Origin of the sequence: Stenotrophomonas sp. TWI377 (genome assembly GCF_039674525.1) — a bacterium.
In the GTDB taxonomy this organism is placed as follows: Bacteria; Pseudomonadota; Gammaproteobacteria; order Xanthomonadales; family Xanthomonadaceae; genus Stenotrophomonas.
In genome coordinates this window covers 34947-51492 of sequence record NZ_JBDJNT010000005.1, presented here as the reverse complement: position 1 = coordinate 51492, position 16546 = coordinate 34947, and the positions used below count along the sequence as shown (strand labels likewise).

16 protein-coding genes are annotated in these 16546 nt (G+C 67.0%); 10 read left to right on the top strand and 6 right to left on the bottom strand.

Translation table 11 applies throughout. The features are described 5' to 3' along the window. The first annotated feature begins 34 nt into the window (after positions 1-34). Positions 35-1480 carry a metalloprotease TldD gene (tldD, locus tag ABE546_RS06710; protein ID WP_046273266.1) on the top strand — a complete coding sequence of 482 codons (1446 nt, stop codon included), beginning with the start codon at positions 35-37 and terminating at the stop codon, positions 1478-1480. Positions 1481-1558: 78 nt separating this feature from the next. Here the strand turns inward: tldD and yjgA are convergent, their stop codons facing one another. After that, positions 1559-2173, bottom strand: a complete 615-nt coding sequence (yjgA, locus tag ABE546_RS06705; protein WP_313208921.1) for a ribosome biogenesis factor YjgA — start codon at positions 2171-2173, stop codon at positions 1559-1561. A gap of 68 nt (positions 2174-2241) precedes the next feature. On the opposite strand from yjgA, the gene pmbA reads away from it, so the two are divergent. Continuing rightward, a complete protein-coding gene (gene pmbA / locus ABE546_RS06700; RefSeq protein WP_313208922.1) occupies positions 2242-3609 on the top strand; it encodes a metalloprotease PmbA in 1368 nt (455 codons plus the stop codon). A 78-nt stretch (positions 3610-3687) separates the two neighbouring features. Beyond that, positions 3688-4065 carry a DUF4870 domain-containing protein gene (locus ABE546_RS06695; RefSeq protein ID WP_313208923.1) on the top strand — a complete coding sequence of 126 codons (378 nt, stop codon included), beginning with the start codon at positions 3688-3690 and terminating at the stop codon, positions 4063-4065. Positions 4066-4168: 103 nt separating this feature from the next. On the opposite strand, the gene ABE546_RS06690 is transcribed toward ABE546_RS06695, so the two are convergent. The 5 genes from ABE546_RS06690 to ABE546_RS06670 form a co-directional block, all read right to left on the bottom strand. After that, positions 4169-5047 (bottom strand): farnesyl diphosphate synthase, encoded by an 879-nt coding sequence (locus tag ABE546_RS06690; RefSeq protein ID WP_346463009.1) that lies wholly within the window; start codon positions 5045-5047, stop codon positions 4169-4171. Next, positions 5037-5297 carry an exodeoxyribonuclease VII small subunit gene (locus ABE546_RS06685; protein ID WP_313219023.1) on the bottom strand — a complete coding sequence of 87 codons (261 nt, stop codon included), beginning with the start codon at positions 5295-5297 and terminating at the stop codon, positions 5037-5039. Before ABE546_RS06685 ends, ABE546_RS06690 begins: the two co-directional genes overlap by 11 nt. Before the next feature lie 36 nt (positions 5298-5333). Continuing rightward, on the bottom strand, positions 5334-6623 hold the full coding sequence (tilS, locus tag ABE546_RS06680) for a tRNA lysidine(34) synthetase TilS (protein WP_346463008.1): 1290 nt from the start codon (positions 6621-6623) through the stop codon (positions 5334-5336). Positions 6624-6689: 66 nt separating this feature from the next. Then, positions 6690-7250: a WG repeat-containing protein gene (locus ABE546_RS06675; RefSeq protein WP_346463007.1), complete on the bottom strand. Its 561-nt coding sequence runs from the start codon at positions 7248-7250 to the stop codon at positions 6690-6692. Then, positions 7250-8962, bottom strand: a complete 1713-nt coding sequence (locus ABE546_RS06670; protein WP_313208927.1) for an alkaline phosphatase — start codon at positions 8960-8962, stop codon at positions 7250-7252. Before ABE546_RS06670 ends, ABE546_RS06675 begins: the two co-directional genes overlap by 1 nt. A gap of 149 nt (positions 8963-9111) precedes the next feature. Here ABE546_RS06670 and ABE546_RS06665 point away from each other — a divergent pair, with 149 nt between their 5' ends. The 7 genes from ABE546_RS06665 (at position 9112) to ABE546_RS06635 (ending at position 16540) form a co-directional block, all read left to right on the top strand. After that, complete coding sequence (locus ABE546_RS06665; RefSeq protein WP_070470968.1) at positions 9112-10440, top strand: dicarboxylate/amino acid:cation symporter; 1329 nt, start codon at positions 9112-9114, stop codon at positions 10438-10440. Between the two features lie 432 nt (positions 10441-10872). After that, positions 10873-11403, top strand: coding sequence for a hypothetical protein (locus ABE546_RS06660; RefSeq protein WP_346463006.1), 531 nt, complete (start codon positions 10873-10875; stop codon positions 11401-11403). Continuing rightward, positions 11400-12038, top strand: coding sequence for a hypothetical protein (locus ABE546_RS06655; RefSeq protein ID WP_313219018.1), 639 nt, complete (start codon positions 11400-11402; stop codon positions 12036-12038). The genes ABE546_RS06660 and ABE546_RS06655 overlap by 4 nt, the downstream gene beginning before the upstream one ends. A gap of 56 nt (positions 12039-12094) precedes the next feature. Next, a complete protein-coding gene (locus tag ABE546_RS06650) occupies positions 12095-13558 on the top strand; it encodes an adhesin (RefSeq protein ID WP_346463005.1) in 1464 nt (487 codons plus the stop codon). 156 nt (positions 13559-13714) lie between these two features. Then, complete coding sequence (locus tag ABE546_RS06645; protein ID WP_313209011.1) at positions 13715-14401, top strand: C39 family peptidase; 687 nt, start codon at positions 13715-13717, stop codon at positions 14399-14401. 9 nt (positions 14402-14410) lie between these two features. Next, the gene (locus tag ABE546_RS06640; protein WP_313208931.1) at positions 14411-15175 is read left to right on the top strand and encodes a hypothetical protein; all 765 of its coding nucleotides are present in this window, start codon (positions 14411-14413) and stop codon (positions 15173-15175) included. A gap of 48 nt (positions 15176-15223) precedes the next feature. Next, on the top strand, positions 15224-16540 hold the full coding sequence (locus ABE546_RS06635; RefSeq protein WP_313208932.1) for a hypothetical protein: 1317 nt from the start codon (positions 15224-15226) through the stop codon (positions 16538-16540). The last annotated feature ends 6 nt before the right edge of the window (positions 16541-16546 follow it).

The following is a 16546-nucleotide window of genomic DNA, read 5'->3' as shown; positions in this document are numbered from 1 at the left end:
TGCGATTGCGCCCGGCGCCCACAGATCAAAGAGCATGAACAACAACGCACTTTCGCTGGCCACCGACCGTCTGCTGCTGCCCGCCGGGCTGGATGCGAACGGTCTGGAACGCACGTTCGGCACCCTGTTGGGCCCGGGCATCGATTTCGGGGATCTCTATTTCCAGCACGCGCGCCGCGAGAGCTGGAGCGTGGAGGACGGCATCGTCAAGGACGGGGCGCATTCGATCGAGCAGGGCGTGGGCGTACGCGCCATCGCCGGTGAGAAGACCGGCTTCGCCTACTCCGACGACATCCACAGCGACGCGCTGCTGGCCGCGGCCAACTCGGCCCGCGCCATCTCCCGCGAGGGTGGGGCGCAGTCGGCCCGCTCGCTGGTGCGGGGCAGTGGCCGCGCGCTGTACCCGGCACTGGACCCCATCGATGGCATGGGCAACGAGGCCAAGGTCGAGATGCTCAAGCGGCTGGACCGCTACCTGCGCGCCGCCGACCCGCGCGTGCAGCAGGTGATGGTCAGCCTGTCCGGCGGCGTGGATACGGTTTTGATCGCGCGCAGCGATGGCGTGCTTGCGGCCGACATCCGCCCGCTGGTGCGCTTGAACGTGCAGGTGATCGTCGAGCAGCATGGCCGGCGCGAGTCCGGTTACTCCGGTGGCGGCGGCCGCTACAGCTATGAAGAACTGTTTGCCGAGGGGCGCCCGGAAGGCTTCGCGCGCGAGGCCCTGCGCCAGGCGCTGGTGAACCTGGAGGCGATCCCGGCCCCGGCCGGGGTGATGACCGTGGTGCTCGGCCCGGGCTGGCCCGGCGTGCTGCTGCATGAAGCGGTCGGCCATGGCCTGGAAGGCGACTTCAACCGCAAGGGCACCAGCGTCTACGCCGGCCGGATCGGCGAGCGCGTGGCCGCGCCGGGCGTGACCATCGTTGACGACGGCACCCTGGACGGACGCCGCGGCTCGCTGAACATCGATGACGAGGGCCACCCGACCCAGTGCACCACCCTGATCGAGGACGGCATCCTGGTCGGCTACATGCAGGATTCGCTCAATGCGCGCCTGATGGGCGTGGCCCCCACGGGTAACGGCCGCCGTGAATCGTTCGCGCACATGACCATGCCGCGCATGACCAACACCTACATGCGCGCCGGCCAGCACGATCCGGAAGAAATGATCCGCTCGGTCAAGCGTGGCCTGTACGCCGTCAACTTCGGTGGTGGCCAGGTCGACATCACCAGCGGCAAATACGTGTTCTCGGCCACCGAGGCCTACCTGATCGAAGACGGAAAAATCACCGCGCCGGTGAAGGGCGCCACCCTGATCGGCAATGGGCCGGAAACCATGCAGAAAGTGCGCATGATCGGCAACGATCTGGCCCTGGACGAGGGCGTGGGCATCTGCGGCAAGGATGGCCAGAGCGTGCCGGTCGGCGTGGGCCAGCCGTCCCTGCTGATCGATGGCATCACCGTGGGCGGCACCCAGGCCTGAGCCGGGATGCATTCGCCTGCGCTGCCTGATCATGCGGCCGCCAGCAGGGTGCTGGCGCCGCCGCGCGAGCGCCGGGACTCAGTCCTCGGCGTTCTCGTCGCTGTCGGTGTCCGTGTCGACCGCGTCGTCCAGCGCGTCTTCGGAGGCGGCATTCACGCCTTCCAGACCGAGCGCGGCCGGCAGCAGCAGCGTACGCAGGACCTGGAAGATCTCGCGGTAGGCGCGCGGCGGCTTGTTCTTGGCCTTTTCGGCCTGGGCGTTGCGGACCAGCGTGCGAAGCTCCTGGCGGTCGGCATGCGGGTATTCGTCCAGCAGCGCGCCCAGCGCCTTGTCGCCGTCCTTGAGCAGGCGTTCGCGCCAGTCTTCCACGCGGTGCATGGTCGCCACTTCACGGCGCGAGGTCTCGCTGTTGGCATCCAGCGCATCGCGGATCGCATCCAGCACGGCGTCGTCTTCGCGACGCATGTGCTTGGCCAGGAACGCCAGCTGGCGCTTGTGGGCGATATGCGCGGTGATGCGCTTGGCCTCGGCGATGTGCGGCAGCAGATCCTCGGGCACCGGCAGGCGCGCCAGCTGGGCCGGGGTCAGCGAGACCAGCTTCTCGCCCAGGGCCAGCACGTCCAGCGCCGCCCGGCGGTTCTGGCTGCGGCTGATATCAAGGAATTCACCGGTTTCTTCGTCGCGTCCGCGCATCGTCTTATTTCCACATCCGTAAACTGTGCCGGCGTCGCGCCGGGCACTCACCTGTACAGGATAAAGCATTGAACGTGATCTCCCCTGAAGTCTCCCCGGCCGACGACAGCCTGCAGCGCCTGGAGCAGCTGGCCGACATCTCCCAGCGCCTGCTGGAGCGGGCCAAGGCCCTGGGCGCCAGCCAGGCCGAGGTCAGCTGCAGCGATGAGCGCGGCCTGGATGTGAACGTGCGCCTGGGCGAGGTCGAGACGGTCGAGTCCACCCGCGACCGCGGCATCGCCGTGACCGTCTACTTCGGCCAGCGCAAGGGCAGCGCCAGCACCGCCGACCTGCGCGAGAGCAGCCTGGAGTCGACCGTGGCCCAGGCCTGCGCGATCGCCCGCCACACCGAGGATGATGAGGCGGCCGGCCTGGCCGAGGCGGCCCTGATGGCCCGTGAATTCCCGGATCTGGACGGCTGGCACCCTTGGGAACTCAGCGCCGATGCGGCGCTGGATCTGGCCCTGGCCTGCGAAGCGGCCGGCCGTGAGGCCGACACCCGCATCAGCAATTCCGACGGTGCCTCGGCGGCGACCGCGCAGAGCCTGTCGGTGTATGCCAACTCGCACGGCTTCATCGGCCGCGAGCGCAGCAGCCACCACTCGATCGGCTGCGCGCTGATCGCCGGGCAGGGCGATGGCATGCAGCGCGACGGTTGGTACAGCAGCGCACTGGCCCGCGAAGATCTGGACGATGCCGCCTCGATCGGCCGCCGCGCCGCCGAGCGTACCGTGGCCCGCCTGGACCCGCGCTCGATGACCACGGCGCAGATGCCGGTGCTGTATTCGCCGGAGGTGGCCCGCTCGCTGATCGGCCATCTGCTCGGTGCCGTGTCCGGCGGAGCGTTGTACCGCCGCGCCAGCTTCCTGCTCGACAGCGTCGGCACGCGCCTGTTCCCGGACTGGTTCGGCATCGAAGAGCTGCCGCTGCTGCGCCGTGGGCTGCGCTCGGCAGCCTTCGATGGCGATGGCGTGGCCACCCGCAATTCTGCGCTGATCCGCGATGGCGTGCTGGAGCGCTACATCCTGGGCAGCTACTCGGCACGCAAGCTCGGCCTGCCGACCACCGCCAACGCCGGTGGCGTGCACAACCTCAAGGTCACCGCCAACGCGGGTGATCTGGTCTCCATTGCCCGGCAGATGGGCAATGGACTGCTGGTCACCGAACTGATGGGGCAGGGCGTCAACAGCGTCACCGGTGATTACTCGCGTGGTGCCGGCGGCTTCCGCGTGGAGAACGGCGAGATCAGCTACCCGGTGGACGGCATCACCATTGCCGGCAACCTCAAGGACATGTTCGCCAGCATCGAAGCGGTGGGCACCGACATCGACACGCGCTCGCACGTGCACACCGGTTCGATCCTTGTAGGACGAATGACCGTTGCCGGTAACGATTGACGTATTCTATGGAGGCTGCCCTGGCAGGCGGGGAGCCTGCCGCGTGCAATACCCATTACCTCGAACAAGGAGTTTCACGTGAGCGATTTCGATAACGTCACCACCCCGCCGCCGCCGGTGAGCGCACCGGCCCCGGCCGAACAGCGCACCATGGCCCTGGTGGCCCACCTGCTGGGTATCTTCACCTGGTTCCTCGGCCCGCTGATCATCTGGCTGATCAACAAAGACGACAGCAGCAAGCGCTTCGTCACCGATCAGGCCAAGGAAGCGCTGAACTTCCAGATCACGATCACCATCGCGATGCTGATCTGCATCGTGCTGACCATCGTCATCATCGGTGGCCTGCTGGCACCGATCGTCGGCCTGCTCAACGTGATCTTCTGCATCATCGCAGCGGTCAAGGCCAACAACGGCGAAGCCTACCGCTACCCGTTCGCACTGCGCCTGATCAAGTAATCGATCCGCAGCGCTGGAACGAAAAAACGCCCGGGATTCCCGGGCGTTTTTTTGTGTGCTGGCGCTGTAGAGCCACGCCATGCGTGGCTGACTGCACTATCGCTCAGTGATCCCGCTCAACCGCCAGCCTGGCCAGCGCACGCAGTGCATCGGCCGCCTCGCCATAGCCGGCCAGACCGTCGAACATCTGCTCGCTCAGCGTGCGCAGATGCGCCTTGGCACCGTCCATGCCCAGCAGCGCCGGGAAGGTCGATTTGGCCTGTGCTTCGTCTTTGCCGGCGGTCTTGCCGAGCTGTTCGGAACTGGCTTCGACATCGAGGATGTCATCGCGCACCTGGAAGGCCAGGCCCAGCGCCGAGGCCACCGTATCCAGCGTCGCCAGATCCGCGGCAGGTGCCTGGCCACACAGCGCGCCCATGCGCACCGCGGCGCGGATCAGCGCGCCGGTCTTGAGCGCATGCATGCGTTCCAGCGCTTGCAACGGCTGCTGATGGCCAGTGGCGTCGATATCCAAGGCCTGGCCGCCGCACATGCCGGCCGCGCCGGAGGCGTGCGCCAGGGTCTGCAGGCAATCCACGCGCAGCTGCGCCGGCAACGCCGCGTCGGCGATCAGGCTGAACGCGCGCGTCTGCAGGGCATCGCCGGCGAGGATCGCGGTGGCTTCATCGAAGGCGATATGCGTGGTCGGCCGGCCGCGCCGCAAGGCGTCATCGTCCATCGCCGGCAGATCATCGTGCACCAGCGAATACGCATGGATCAGCTCCACCGCCATTGCCGGTGCATCCAGTGCGTTTTCGTCGGCGCCGAAGATCCGGCCGCCGGCATACACCAGCAACGGCCGCATGCGCTTGCCACCCCCGAGCACCGCATAACGCATCGCCTGATGCAGCCCGCGCGGGGCATCGGACGGGGAAGGCAGGCTGGCGTCGAGTTCGCTTTCGATACGGTCGCGCCAACGCGCGAACGTGGCCTCAACCGTCATGGCTGGGCGGGTCGAACGGTACGGCGGTGTCGGGCTGGGCCGGATCGCTGAGCAGGCGCACGCGCAGTTCGGCCTGTTCCAGCGCCTGCTGGCACTGGCGGTACAGGCCGACGCCACGTTCGTAGGCGCTGAGCGATTGTTCCAGGCTCAGTTCGCCGGTTTCCATCTTCTCCACCAGCTGCTCAAGCTCTTCCAGCGACTGCTCGAAGTGGGCGACCGGGGAGGTTTCATTGGGGGACTTCTTTGCCATGCGCCAAGTGTGGGCTGCTGGCCCGGCGGGGTCAATTCACGCCGCGCCCGGGGTCCACTGCAACTGCGCATGATGGGCCTGCAACCACGGTTGCAATGCCGCCCCGATGACCCGGTCGCCTGCGGCCAGCAGGGTGTCTTCGTCGAACAGGAGCGGCAGCTGACGGCGCTGCCACGGCGGCAGGCCCTGCTGTTGCAGCAGGTCCTTGAGCGCATGGGAATGTGTGCGCCCGGGCAGCTGGATGCGTTCGCCGCCGCGGCGCGCGCGGATCTGCACGGGGCTATCGAAACCGGCGTCCGTGCCGAGCAGGCGCAGCTCGCCCCCATCGGGCAATGCCAGCGGCGCGCGGCCATCCCAATGCACGCTCCAGTCGGCTGGCAGGGCCAGGCTGGCCGAGAGCAGGTGCAGCTGCCCGCGCCAACGGCGGATACGCGCACCCTGCCAGGCGAACTGGGCATCGGCATGGTGCGCAGCCGGCAACAGTTCGCGCTCGACCGCCTCGACCCCGGCGGCTGGCAGCGGTGGCAGGCCACTGCCGCGCACCCAATGGCGCAGCAGGCGCGCACGTCGTTCCACCGGCTGGCGCATCAGCCGCGCGCAGTCGATCACGCCGGGGCCGACGCTGCAGCGTTCCAGCGCGTCGCGGTCGGCACTGTCGAGCAGATGTTGGGACTGCGCGCACAACGCCGCGCTGCGCGCGAAGGCGGCATCGGCCTGCGCCCAGCGCCGGCGAAGCTGCGGCAGTACCTGCAGGCGCAGGAAATTGCGGTCGGCATCGTCACTGGCGTTGCTGGGGTCTTCGATCCACTCCAGGCCTTCGGCCTGGGCATGCGCACGCAGGGTGCTGCGCGGAACCTCCAGCAACGGCCGCCATACGGTGCCGGCACCAAATGCGCTGGTGACCTGCATGGACGCCAATCCATCCACCCCGGAGCCACGCAGCGCCCGCAGCAGGAAGGTCTCGGCCTGGTCGTCGCGATGGTGGGCCAGCGCCAACTGTTCGCCCGGAAGCAGCTGCGAGGCGAACGCCTCACGGCGTGCATGCCGCGCGGCAGCTTCCGGCCCTTGTCCCTGGTTGCGTTGCACCTGGACACGGAGCACCCGCAGCGGAATGTTCCAGCGCGCACACACCTGCGTGCAGTGCACGGTCCAGGCATCGGCCTGCTCCTGCAGGCCATGATGGACATGGATGGCGCGCAGCCCCGCGGTGCGCTGGGCCGCCGAGGTGGCCAGCCAGTGCAGCAGGACGGTCGAATCGAGCCCGCCGCTGAAGCCCACCAGCACGGGGCGGACGACAGAGGGCGGTGGCGGCAGCAGGGACGTCATGGGCAGTGCGATCTCAGGCAGACCGGCAGTATCGGTGCTGCGTGGCAACGATGCCACGCGCGGGGATCACGGCGCGTCGGCATCCATCGCCGGACGCCCCTGCCGATCGATGCGGTACCAGGTGCCACCGACCATCGCAATGTGGCCATGATCGTCCGGCGTGCCTGGTCGGCAGCCTTGGCAGACCCGGGCCACCCCGTCATCGAACGCCCAGCCGAAATCGAAGGTCGCCGGGAACACCTGGCGCAGCTGGGTATCGAAGTAGCCGATGCGCGCGCCCACGCGGCCGCGCACCAGCCCTTCCACCACGTAGTCCGGGCCGTTGTCGAAGATGATCACCGGCAACTGGCGGCCATCGGCACGGACATAGTGGAAGCCACCGCCGGCGTAGACGGCAGCCAACCCGTCCTGGTCGTAGGGCAACGCCGCCAGCGCCGTGGCATCCAGCGCCAGACGCCCATCGCGCCACTGGCAACCGGCCAGCGGTTGCAGGCCATCTTCCTCGGTAAGCACGGTGCACGCGCCGCCGGTGCCCCACGCCATGGCGGAGGCCAGCAGGCCGGCTGCCAGCAGCAGGAGCCGCACGTAGCGGCCCCTCTTCGTCGTGTTGCAGGTCGGCAGACGCATTACTTGCTGTCGCCGGCCTGGCGCTCGAACGCGGTCGGCTTGGGCAGCTCGACCGGCACGCCCTTGGCGTCGCAGGTGCCGGCCTCGCACAGGCGCTGGCGCAGGCGCGGGGTGGCCTGCACGATCATGTGGTAGATCGCGTTCTGCTCCATCGTGCCGCGCACTGCCTTGCTGCCCGGGCCACGTGCCCAGATGCCGACGTCTTCGCCGCCATGCGATTCGCTCTTGGCGGGTACCAGCGCTTCCTGCATGTAATCAGGATGCTCGGTATCCACCGCGGTCAGGTCCGGCCGGCCGGTGCTCGGATCGAAGCTGCTCGGGTTGTGCGGGTACCGTTTCGGGCCGACCGGCTGTTGGTTGGTGGCACCGGTGTAGCCCGGGCCGTTGGCGTAGGTCAGGGTGGTGTAGGGCAGGCCCAGGCCATCGCGGGCCAGGTCCAGCTTGCCGGCACCGTCTTCGCCGCCCTTGTCCTTGACCTTGCCCAGGATCGGGTTGCCACGTGCCGGGTAACCGACGAAGTTCAGCGTGTGCGAATGGTCGGCGGTGACGATGATCAGCGTGTCCTGGTCGGAGGTCGCCTCGACGGCCGCGCGCACCGCATCGGACATCGCCACCGTATCGGTCAGTGCGCGGTAGGCGTTGCCGCTGTGGTTGGCGTGATCGATGCGCGCGCCTTCCACCATCAGCACGTAGCCTTCCTGGTGGCGCGACAGGTTGGCGATCGCCGCCTGGGTCAGCTCGGCCAGGCTCGGCTCACCGGCCGGGTCGTCCTTGCGCTCGGCCTCGTAACGCATGTGGTCCGGCTCGAACAGGCCGAGGATCGCCGGGGCGTTCGCGGCGGCCTGCAGCTGTCTGGCGTTCCACACATAGGCACCCTGCGGGTGCGCCTGCTGCCACTCGGTCACCAGGCTGCGCCCGTCCAGGCGCTGGCCGACCTTGTCGTCATACTCCGGATCGCGTTCTTCGACCGTGGTGAATTCACCGCGGCCGCCGCCGAGGGCGACCAGCGGGCCGCGCCCGAAGCGCGAGGTCGACAACAGCTGCTGGGCGATATCGCGGCAGCCGGCGGCCTTGGCCTCGTCCGGCACGTCGGTGTCGTTTTCCCAGTTGCGCTCCGGCGAGTGTGCATAGGTCGCCGCCGGGGTGGCATGGGTCAGGCGCGCGGTGGAGACCACCCCGGTCGCCATGCCGGCGCTGTCAGCCAGCTGCAGCCAGGTCAGCAGCCCCTTGTTCAGGCTGTCGGCGCAGTCGTTGCGGGTGCCGGCACTGACGCCGATCGCGCCCATGTGGGTCTTCACGCCGGTGGTGATCGCGGTCATGGTGCCGGCCGAATCCGGCGTCTGCGAATCGGTGTTGTAGGTCTTGCTGAACGCCGTGGCCGGGAAGCGCTCCCAGGACAACAGGTTCTCCTCGCCCGGATGCCCGTTGCGCTGCCCCTCGAAGATGCGCGCCGCGGCCACCGTGGTCAGGCTCATGCCGTCACCCAGGAACAGGATGACGTTCTTGGCCTTGCCGTCCATCGCACCTGTGCTGGCCGCGCGCGCCGCACCGCTGCGGTACCACCACTGCGGGGTCTCCCCGGCGGGGTGGGCAATGGCCGGCACATCGACCTGGACCGCGCCGGCAGAGGCGCTGGAGGAGGGAGCGGTAGTGGCGCAGGCGCCAAGCAGCAGGGTGGTGACGGCAGCCACCAGAGGCGTGAAACGGGACATGGATGAATGCATCTCACATGTGAAACGGGCGTTCATTATGCAGAACGCCGCAAGGCACGCCGATGACACGCTGATTTTCCGTGTACGCCTCGTGCCACGGCCCCGCTTGGGCTAAGGTGCCTAGCTGTCAAATCATCTCTGGAACGCACATGAAGCTGGTCTCTGCCTGGCTGCGGATCCCCTTCTGGCAACGGGTCCTCGGCGGCTTCGTGCTGGGCGCACTGGCCGGCTGGCTGCTCGGCCCGGCGGCCGAAACCTGGTTCGGCCCGCTCGGCGATCTCTACGTCACCCTGATCAAGATGATCGCGGTGCCGCTGGTGTTCTTCGCCGTGATCAACGCCATTTCCTCGCTGCACGGGCAGAAGTCTGTGGCGGCCCTGGGCGGGCGCACCTTCCTGTGGTTCATCATCACCGCTGCCCTGGCCGTGTGCGTGGGCCTGGGTGTCGGCACCCTCATGCAGCCGGGCAGCGGCGCGCTCAGCCTGAGCATGGACCACGGCTACACCCCGCGCGAAGTACCCAGCGTGATCAAGGTGCTGATGGATGTCGTGCCCTCCAACGTCTTCTACGCGTTGACCGGCATCGGCACCCGTATCAATGGCGCCGGTGAAACCGTGCTGGCCGCGGGCCGCGGCTCGATCCTCCCGGTGATCTTCTTCGCCGGCCTGCTCGGCTTTGCCATGGTCAAGCTCGGCGACAAGGTCAGCGAGGCACGCAAGCTGACCGGGCAGATGAGCGAGATCATGATCCAGGTGACCCGCTTCGTGCTGGAGATCACCCCGCTGGGCACCTTCGGCCTGATCGCCGGCCTGGTCGGCAGCTACGGCTTTGAGAAACTGCTGCCGCTCGGCAACTTCGTGCTCGCCCTGTACATCGCCTGCGCCCTGCACATCGTCGTGGTCTACGGCAGCCTGCTGCTCATGCACGGCCTGAACCCGCTCAAGTTCTTCCGCGGCGCCGCCCCCGGCATGCAGGTCGCCTTCGTCAGCTCTTCCAGCTTCGCCGCCATGCCCGCCGCGATGCGCTCGATCACCCACAACCTCGGCGTCAACAAGGACTACGCCTCCTTCGCCGTCCCCCTCGGCGCCAGCATCAAGATGGACGGCTGCGGGGCGATCTATCCGGCCCTGTGCGCCGTCTTCATCGCCCAGTACACCGGCGTGCCGCTCACCCCCGAGCAGTACATCGTGGTCCTGATCGCCTCGGTCCTGGGCAGCTTCGGCACCGCCGGCGTCCCCGGCACCGCCGTCGTGATGGCCACCGTCGTCCTCAGCGCCGCCAATCTCCCGCTGGAAACCATCGGCTACCTCTACGCCATCGACCGCATCCTCGACATGATGCGCACCATGACCAACGTCACCGGCCAGATGCTGGTCCCGGTCATCGTCGCCAAGGAAACCGGCCTGCTCGACCGCGAGATCTACGACAACCCATCCACCAACCTCGGCGTGGATGAAGGCGAAGAACGAACGTCCTGATGCAGGCACGGACGCAGCACCCAAAGACCGGCGAGAGCCGGTCTTTTTTTGCTTGTGTGCAACTGCTTTCGCATCGTCGCTTCTTCCTGCCGAACAGGCAGATGTCTGGCGGGCTGGCGAGGCTTGGCATCGCCGGCCCTCACGACAAAGCGACTGGCTGAGGCTTTACAAGCAAACCCGGGGCGAGCCTGAATCCGCACCGTAACCCCCTGTATCACCCGGTGTAACACCCGTGATACACCCGCACCCCGCTTGCCTCTCAGCGCAACGCCGTCCATCGCCAAACCTATTCATACGCACAAACGCTAACGCCGCTGTAACAGCAATGTTGCGTGCGATTAACCCGCGCCGCACGAAAACCCCGGAAACACGGCCATTGGGAACTTGGCACGAATGCTGCTCCAACCCTCCGCATGTAATCGGGAGGTCGCCATGGACAGCGTTGCCGCACACCGCACACGACACACCACACTCTGGCTGCTCGCCGCCGCACTCATCCTGCCGGCCGCCGCCAACGCCTCCGGCGCACGCCAGGGCGTCAAAGCACAACCCGGCGAAATTGTCCTCCTGCGTGACGTCTCCGCACGGCCTGCGTACCGTCCTGCGCCCCCCGGCATGGCGCTTATCGCAGACCCCTCACCGCGCCGCGAAATCGGCCATGCCCTCGACACCTCCACCGGCATGGATGAACTCAGCGATGACGATTACGCCTCGCTGGGCTCCAACACCGGCGCCGGCATTCCCCGCAACGCCACCACCATCGAACGCGTCACCGGCCATACGGTCAACGGCACGCTCGGCAAAGTGACCGACAGCGGCATGCTCTCCAGCGGCCAGTTCAGCAACACCATCGGCGGCCCCATGGGCGCCGTCGGCAACGCCACCCGCGGCATTGGCGACCAGGTGCGTGGCGCACTCGCCCAGTTCCCGCTCGGCCAGCCCGCAGGCGGGCCCGGCAAATGAACACCGTCCTGCGCATGGCACTGTTGACCAGCCTGGTGCTGGCTCCCTGGGCTGCACACGCCCAGCAGGGCAACGACTACGCCGCGATGCTCTCCTATCTCAACCAGAGCCGCATCGACGGCCGCACCCTGGCCGGCGCCGATGGCGCCATCACCGTCAACATGGCTGCCGGTGACCTGAACCAGCAGGCCAACCTGATGGGCATCGCCAACGGCCGCAACGCCCATATCCAGGTGGATGCACGCCAGCAGCAGTCCAACAACGTCAGCCTCGGCGACACCGCCATGGACGCCAGCGCCACGCTCGGTGGCCAGGCACTGAACGGCGCCAGTGGCGTCGCATCAATCAACCAGGCCAGCGGCAATGGCAACGCGACGCTCAACGTCGTCACCGCCACGCTGGCGCAACAGGGCATACGCGAAACGAACGACGAGGCTTTGGCCGCGTCGGGCGCACTCGCGTCAGCAGGGGGGCAGGGGGCCGTCAACAGCGGTCGGTCGGCCGGAACTCGCAGGGTGGCGGTCGAAGCCTCCGCGCTGCAGGGATTCGACGGCGTCCTGCAACTCAATCAGATCGCGGGATCCGGCAACGCCACCGCAAACCAACTGAGCATTTCGGTGCAGTCCACCCCGTGAGTAGTCACATCCACCCGATTGTCTGTGATGAGAGAGAGGGCACCATGAACACCAACATGAAACGGACCGTACTGGCCATCGCCGTCGCCGCTGCATCCGCCTCCGCCGGCGCCAATGGCTGGGGCAATGACCGCGACAACCAGAACCAGAGCGCCAACATCAACCACCTGCACAATGTGGCTGAAACGCGCACCAATACCGATACCAACACCGAAACCAATACCACCACCAACACCGATACCGATTCGCGCACCTGGAACCGGACCTGGAACAACACCCGCAACAACAACAGCACCACCAACACCACCATCAACGACAACGTGACGAGCAACACCAACGTCACCAGCAACCGCGACGTGACCAGCAACCGCAACGTCACCGAGAACGTCAGCAAGACCAGCAACATCCAGGCCGACGAACGCCAGGAAAAGAACAATCACGGCGTTGACGTGAACATCGAAAAGGACCTGCGCCTGAGCTCGGACATCAGCTTCTCGGGTGATCCGGAAATCACCGGTTCGATCGACATCGATTCGGCCGCCATCGCCGTCATCGACAACCGCCAGTCGGTCACCAACAATCTGGCCGGCAACACCCTGGTGACCAACAGCGCCTCGATCGCCGACGACGTCGGTGCCGATGCCTCGGGCAACCTGGGCTTCAACGTCGCCGCCGGTGACAACAACGCCCAGGACAATGCGGCGTCGCTGTCCGCGGCCGATGCGTCCTTCAGCTTCGGCATGGCCGATGCGGAAGTCTTCGTCAACCAGTTCGGCGGTGGCAACACCACCCTCAACTCCGGCGTGACCAACGCCGCGGGCCTGGGTGGCAATGCCTTCAGCGGCGCGTCCGGCAACATCGGTGCCAACGTCGCCTCGGGCAACAACAACGAGCAGAAGAACGCGCTCGCCGCCTCGGTCGCCACCAGCGCCTATGCGACCTCGAGCATCAGCTCCAACCAGGTGTCCTCCGGCAACACCGTCAGCAACGCCGGCTACCTGCAGTCGATGACCGACACCGTGGACGTGAACCTGAGTGGTCGCGTTGCCGGTGCCACATTGGCCGTGGGTGCGGGCCGTTACAGCGGCACGGGTAGTGCCTACCAGAAAGACAACTACTACCTGGATACCTGGAGCGGCGCGCTGGATCACCCGAGCGGCAGCGAAACCGGTCATATCGACATGGATAGCGATATCCAGAATGCCACCGCCAACCCGAATCGTCCGGGCGTGGGCGGCATCGCGTTCGATACCGATGAGCGCGGCACCAGCCAGTTCGTTGAACTGGGCGTGGCCGATCTCTACGCGAGCCTGAGCGGCACCGTCTCCACCACCCGTTGGGTGAACGTGGATGCGACCAACACCGCGGCGCTGTCCGGCAGTGCGTTCTCCGGCGCCTCCGGCAACATCGGGGTGAACGTGGCCTCCGGTACCGGCAACCTGCAGGCCAACAGTCTGGCCCTGGCGGTTGCGCAGCCCTCCACCGGCGGCGGTGGCGGTGGCGGCGGTCCGGAACAGTAAGGTTGTCCGTTTTCGCAAGCAGTACGCGTTGAGCGCAACAAACCCGGTCATCCGCCAATGACCGGGCTCCCCGGGAGCCCCTGTCCCTTCTCCCCCTTGGGGCAGGGGCTCCTTCCTGAGCCGGAGTACTACATGTCCAGTCGTATGCGCACGTGGATGCTGGTGTGGGCCTTGTCGGTGCTGATGATGCCGATGGGCATCGTGCGTGCCGGCGACGTCGGCTTCAGTGGTGTGCTGCCCAACGGGGCGGTCCTCACCCAACGCGTGGAAAGCATGCAGGAACGGCGCTTCCGCAATGTCGTACGGCAACACACCGATTACAGCTGTGGCGCAGCTGCCCTGGCCACGATCCTGCGCTATGCCTACCACCTGGAGGCCGATGAGAGCACGGTGATCGAAGGGATGATGGGGGTCTCGGATCCACAACTGGTCCACCAGCGCGGTTTCTCGCTGCTGGACATCAAGCGTTACGTCGAATCGATGGGCATGCGTGGGCGCGGCTACCGCGTCAATGAAGAGCGCCTGCGCTCACTGCGCGTGCCCGGGCTGGTGCTGATGGATGTGCGGGGCTTCCGCCACTTCGTGGTCCTCAAACAGGTCCGTGGCGATCTGGTGGATGTGGCCGACCCGATTCTGGGCAACCGCAGCATTCCCGTCAGCGAATTTCTCCAGGCGTGGCCGTCGCGCGCCGTGTTTGTCGTGATCGGCAGTGACTTCGATCGCAACACGGCGTTGCTGCAGCCCGGTGAACGGCCGAGTGCCCGTTCGCTGTACGCCAGGCAGGGGCCGATCACCGATGCGGAACTGGTCGATTTCGGATTCACCCATGCCGATCTGTTTTAAGGAGGCACCATGAACATCGCAACCTGGACGCCCGGCATCGTGTTGCTCGCCCTGCTGGGCATTGCGCCGGCGCATGCCGACGAGAGCCGGCCCGGCAAGGGATTGAGCGAAATCCCCGATCCGGAATTGAACCTCATGCGGGGCCGCTACACCGTCGGTGGCAACACCGTGGCGTGGTTCGGCGTCACCATGGTCTCGCAATGGCAGACCGCCGGCGGGCAGTCGGCACAGAGCGCGCTGAAGCTGGGCATGGACTTCAGCCACGGCGGCAGCACACCGAAGATCAGCTTCGCACCGAGCGTGAGCGTGACCGCTGCCGATGCACCGCTGCCGGTGACACCGGGGCGCAGTGTGGACTCCAGTGGCCTGCAGAACGTGGCCGGCCTCAGCCAGAGCATCCAGGTGGCCGGCGACGGCAACCTCGCCAGCAACGCCACCCAGCTGACCGTGCGCGATGGCGTGGCACCCACGCCCACCGGCGAGGGCGTGAACCTGGCCAGCGTGCAGCAGGGCGGTGTCAGTGCGCTGGCCCAGCTGGAAGGCAACACGGCCAAGGTGCAGTTGCAGATCGAGGGTGTCGGTGCGGTCCAGCAATGGATCCGCAATGGCAGCGTCGGCCAGAGCATCGCGCTGGGCAGTGATGGACAGTCGGTCACCAACCGGCTGCAGATCGACCTCGTGAGGCAATCGCTGGCCAACAACGTTCCGCTCAACCAGAACGTGGCGCAGGCGATGACGCTGGTACGCGGCGTAGGCATGGGGCCGGGCCAGTGATCCATCGGCCCGGCAGGGGGAGCGACAACACAACAGTGGGCCAAGGCAATGCACACGATGATCCGCGTAACACCGCTGGCGCTGGCGGCGCTGGCACTCATGGCGGCTGCGTCCGCCCAGGCACAGGCACAACAGCCGGCGCCCGATGACGCAGCCGACGTCAAGGCCTTGATGGCGCAGCTGGAAAGCCTGAAAGCCAATTACGCGCAGGAAGTACGGCGCCTGCGCGAGCTGGACATGCAGGTGCAGGCCATGCAGGCGCGGCTGACCGGCAAGACCGCGCCCGTCGCCGGTGCCGCACCTCCACCTCAACAGGCCTTGCCGGCTGGCACGCCTGCAGCGCCGGCCAGCGCCGACGGTTACGCCAGCTCGGCGGCCGAAGCGCAGCAGGCCAAACAGGAATCGCGGCGCAGCGTGGATGACGTCAAACAACAGCAGGCCGCGCTGTTCAGTCGCCGCTTCACGATCGAAAACAGCCTGTCCTACGCGCGCTATGACCGCAAGCAGCTCAGCCTCAACGGCTTCCTGGCGCTGGACGCGATCTTCCTGGGCAACATCGCCATCGAGAACGTCGAGTCGGACACGCTGACCTACAACCTGGCCGCGCGCTGGGGTGTCAGTCCGCGCCTTACCTTGAACCTGGATGTGCCCTACCTGGCTCGCAAGACCGTGTTCCAGAAGGGCGGTGCCGGCGGATCTGCCGCGGCCATCGCGCAGGAAGAGACGACCGGCAACGGCATCGGCGATGTTGGCGTGAGCGCCAACTATCGGTTGTTCGCCGAGCGGGGGCGGCTGCCGGAAACGGTGTTGACCGTGGGGGCGACCGCGCCGACCGGGCGTGCGCCGTATGGGCTGGACTGGAAGGTGCTCGAGCGTGATGACGATGACTTCATCCGCTTCGCCGTGCCCGAGCAGCAGCCCACCGGCAACGGGGTGTGGCAGGCCAACGTCGGGCTTTCCGCAGTGAAGACCGCCGATCCGGCGATCCTGTTCGCCAACATCGGTTACATCCATTCCTTCCCGCGCAGCTTCGATGACATCGACGCCAACCCGGATACCACCAACCCGGGGGATGTGAAGCTGGGCGGCTCGTACTACTTCGGTGCCGGCGTGGCGTTCGCCTTCAACGAGCGCACCAGCCTGAGCATCTCCTTCAGCGACAAGCTGAGCGCGCGCGCGTCCACGCGCTACAAGAACGGCCAGTGGCTGAAGGTGATCGGCAGTGACGCCAACGCGGGCACGCTGAACCTGGGCATCACCTACGCCCTCAACCAGAAGACCACCTTGGTGAGCCTGCTGGGTATCGGCCTGACCCCGGATGCACCGGACTTCACTCTGGCGTTCAAGGTGCCGTACAGCTTGTAGGCGCGC

What these genes read in the sequence shown, in the direction of transcription:
- ABE546_RS06650 (WP_346463005.1), top strand. Translation starts at nt 12,095, where the DNA reads ATGAAACGGACCGTACTGGCCATCGCCGTCGCCGCTGCATCCGCCTCC.
- ABE546_RS06670 (WP_313208927.1), bottom strand. Translation starts at nt 8,962, where the DNA reads ATGTCCCGTTTCACGCCTCTGGTGGCTGCCGTCACCACCCTGCTGCTT.
- yjgA (WP_313208921.1), bottom strand. Translation starts at nt 2,173, where the DNA reads ATGCGCGGACGCGACGAAGAAACCGGTGAATTCCTTGATATCAGCCGC.
- ABE546_RS06645 (WP_313209011.1), top strand. Translation starts at nt 13,715, where the DNA reads ATGCTGGTGTGGGCCTTGTCGGTGCTGATGATGCCGATGGGCATCGTG.
- ABE546_RS06640 (WP_313208931.1), top strand. Translation starts at nt 14,411, where the DNA reads ATGAACATCGCAACCTGGACGCCCGGCATCGTGTTGCTCGCCCTGCTG.
- ABE546_RS06660 (WP_346463006.1), top strand. Translation starts at nt 10,873, where the DNA reads ATGGACAGCGTTGCCGCACACCGCACACGACACACCACACTCTGGCTG.
- ABE546_RS06655 (WP_313219018.1), top strand. Translation starts at nt 11,400, where the DNA reads ATGAACACCGTCCTGCGCATGGCACTGTTGACCAGCCTGGTGCTGGCT.
- ABE546_RS06690 (WP_346463009.1), bottom strand. Translation starts at nt 5,047, where the DNA reads ATGACGGTTGAGGCCACGTTCGCGCGTTGGCGCGACCGTATCGAAAGC.
- tilS (WP_346463008.1), bottom strand. Translation starts at nt 6,623, where the DNA reads ATGACGTCCCTGCTGCCGCCACCGCCCTCTGTCGTCCGCCCCGTGCTG.
- ABE546_RS06685 (WP_313219023.1), bottom strand. Translation starts at nt 5,297, where the DNA reads ATGGCAAAGAAGTCCCCCAATGAAACCTCCCCGGTCGCCCACTTCGAG.
- ABE546_RS06665 (WP_070470968.1), top strand. Translation starts at nt 9,112, where the DNA reads ATGAAGCTGGTCTCTGCCTGGCTGCGGATCCCCTTCTGGCAACGGGTC.
- tldD (WP_046273266.1), top strand. Translation starts at nt 35, where the DNA reads ATGAACAACAACGCACTTTCGCTGGCCACCGACCGTCTGCTGCTGCCC.
- ABE546_RS06635 (WP_313208932.1), top strand. Translation starts at nt 15,224, where the DNA reads ATGCACACGATGATCCGCGTAACACCGCTGGCGCTGGCGGCGCTGGCA.
- ABE546_RS06675 (WP_346463007.1), bottom strand. Translation starts at nt 7,250, where the DNA reads ATGCGTCTGCCGACCTGCAACACGACGAAGAGGGGCCGCTACGTGCGG.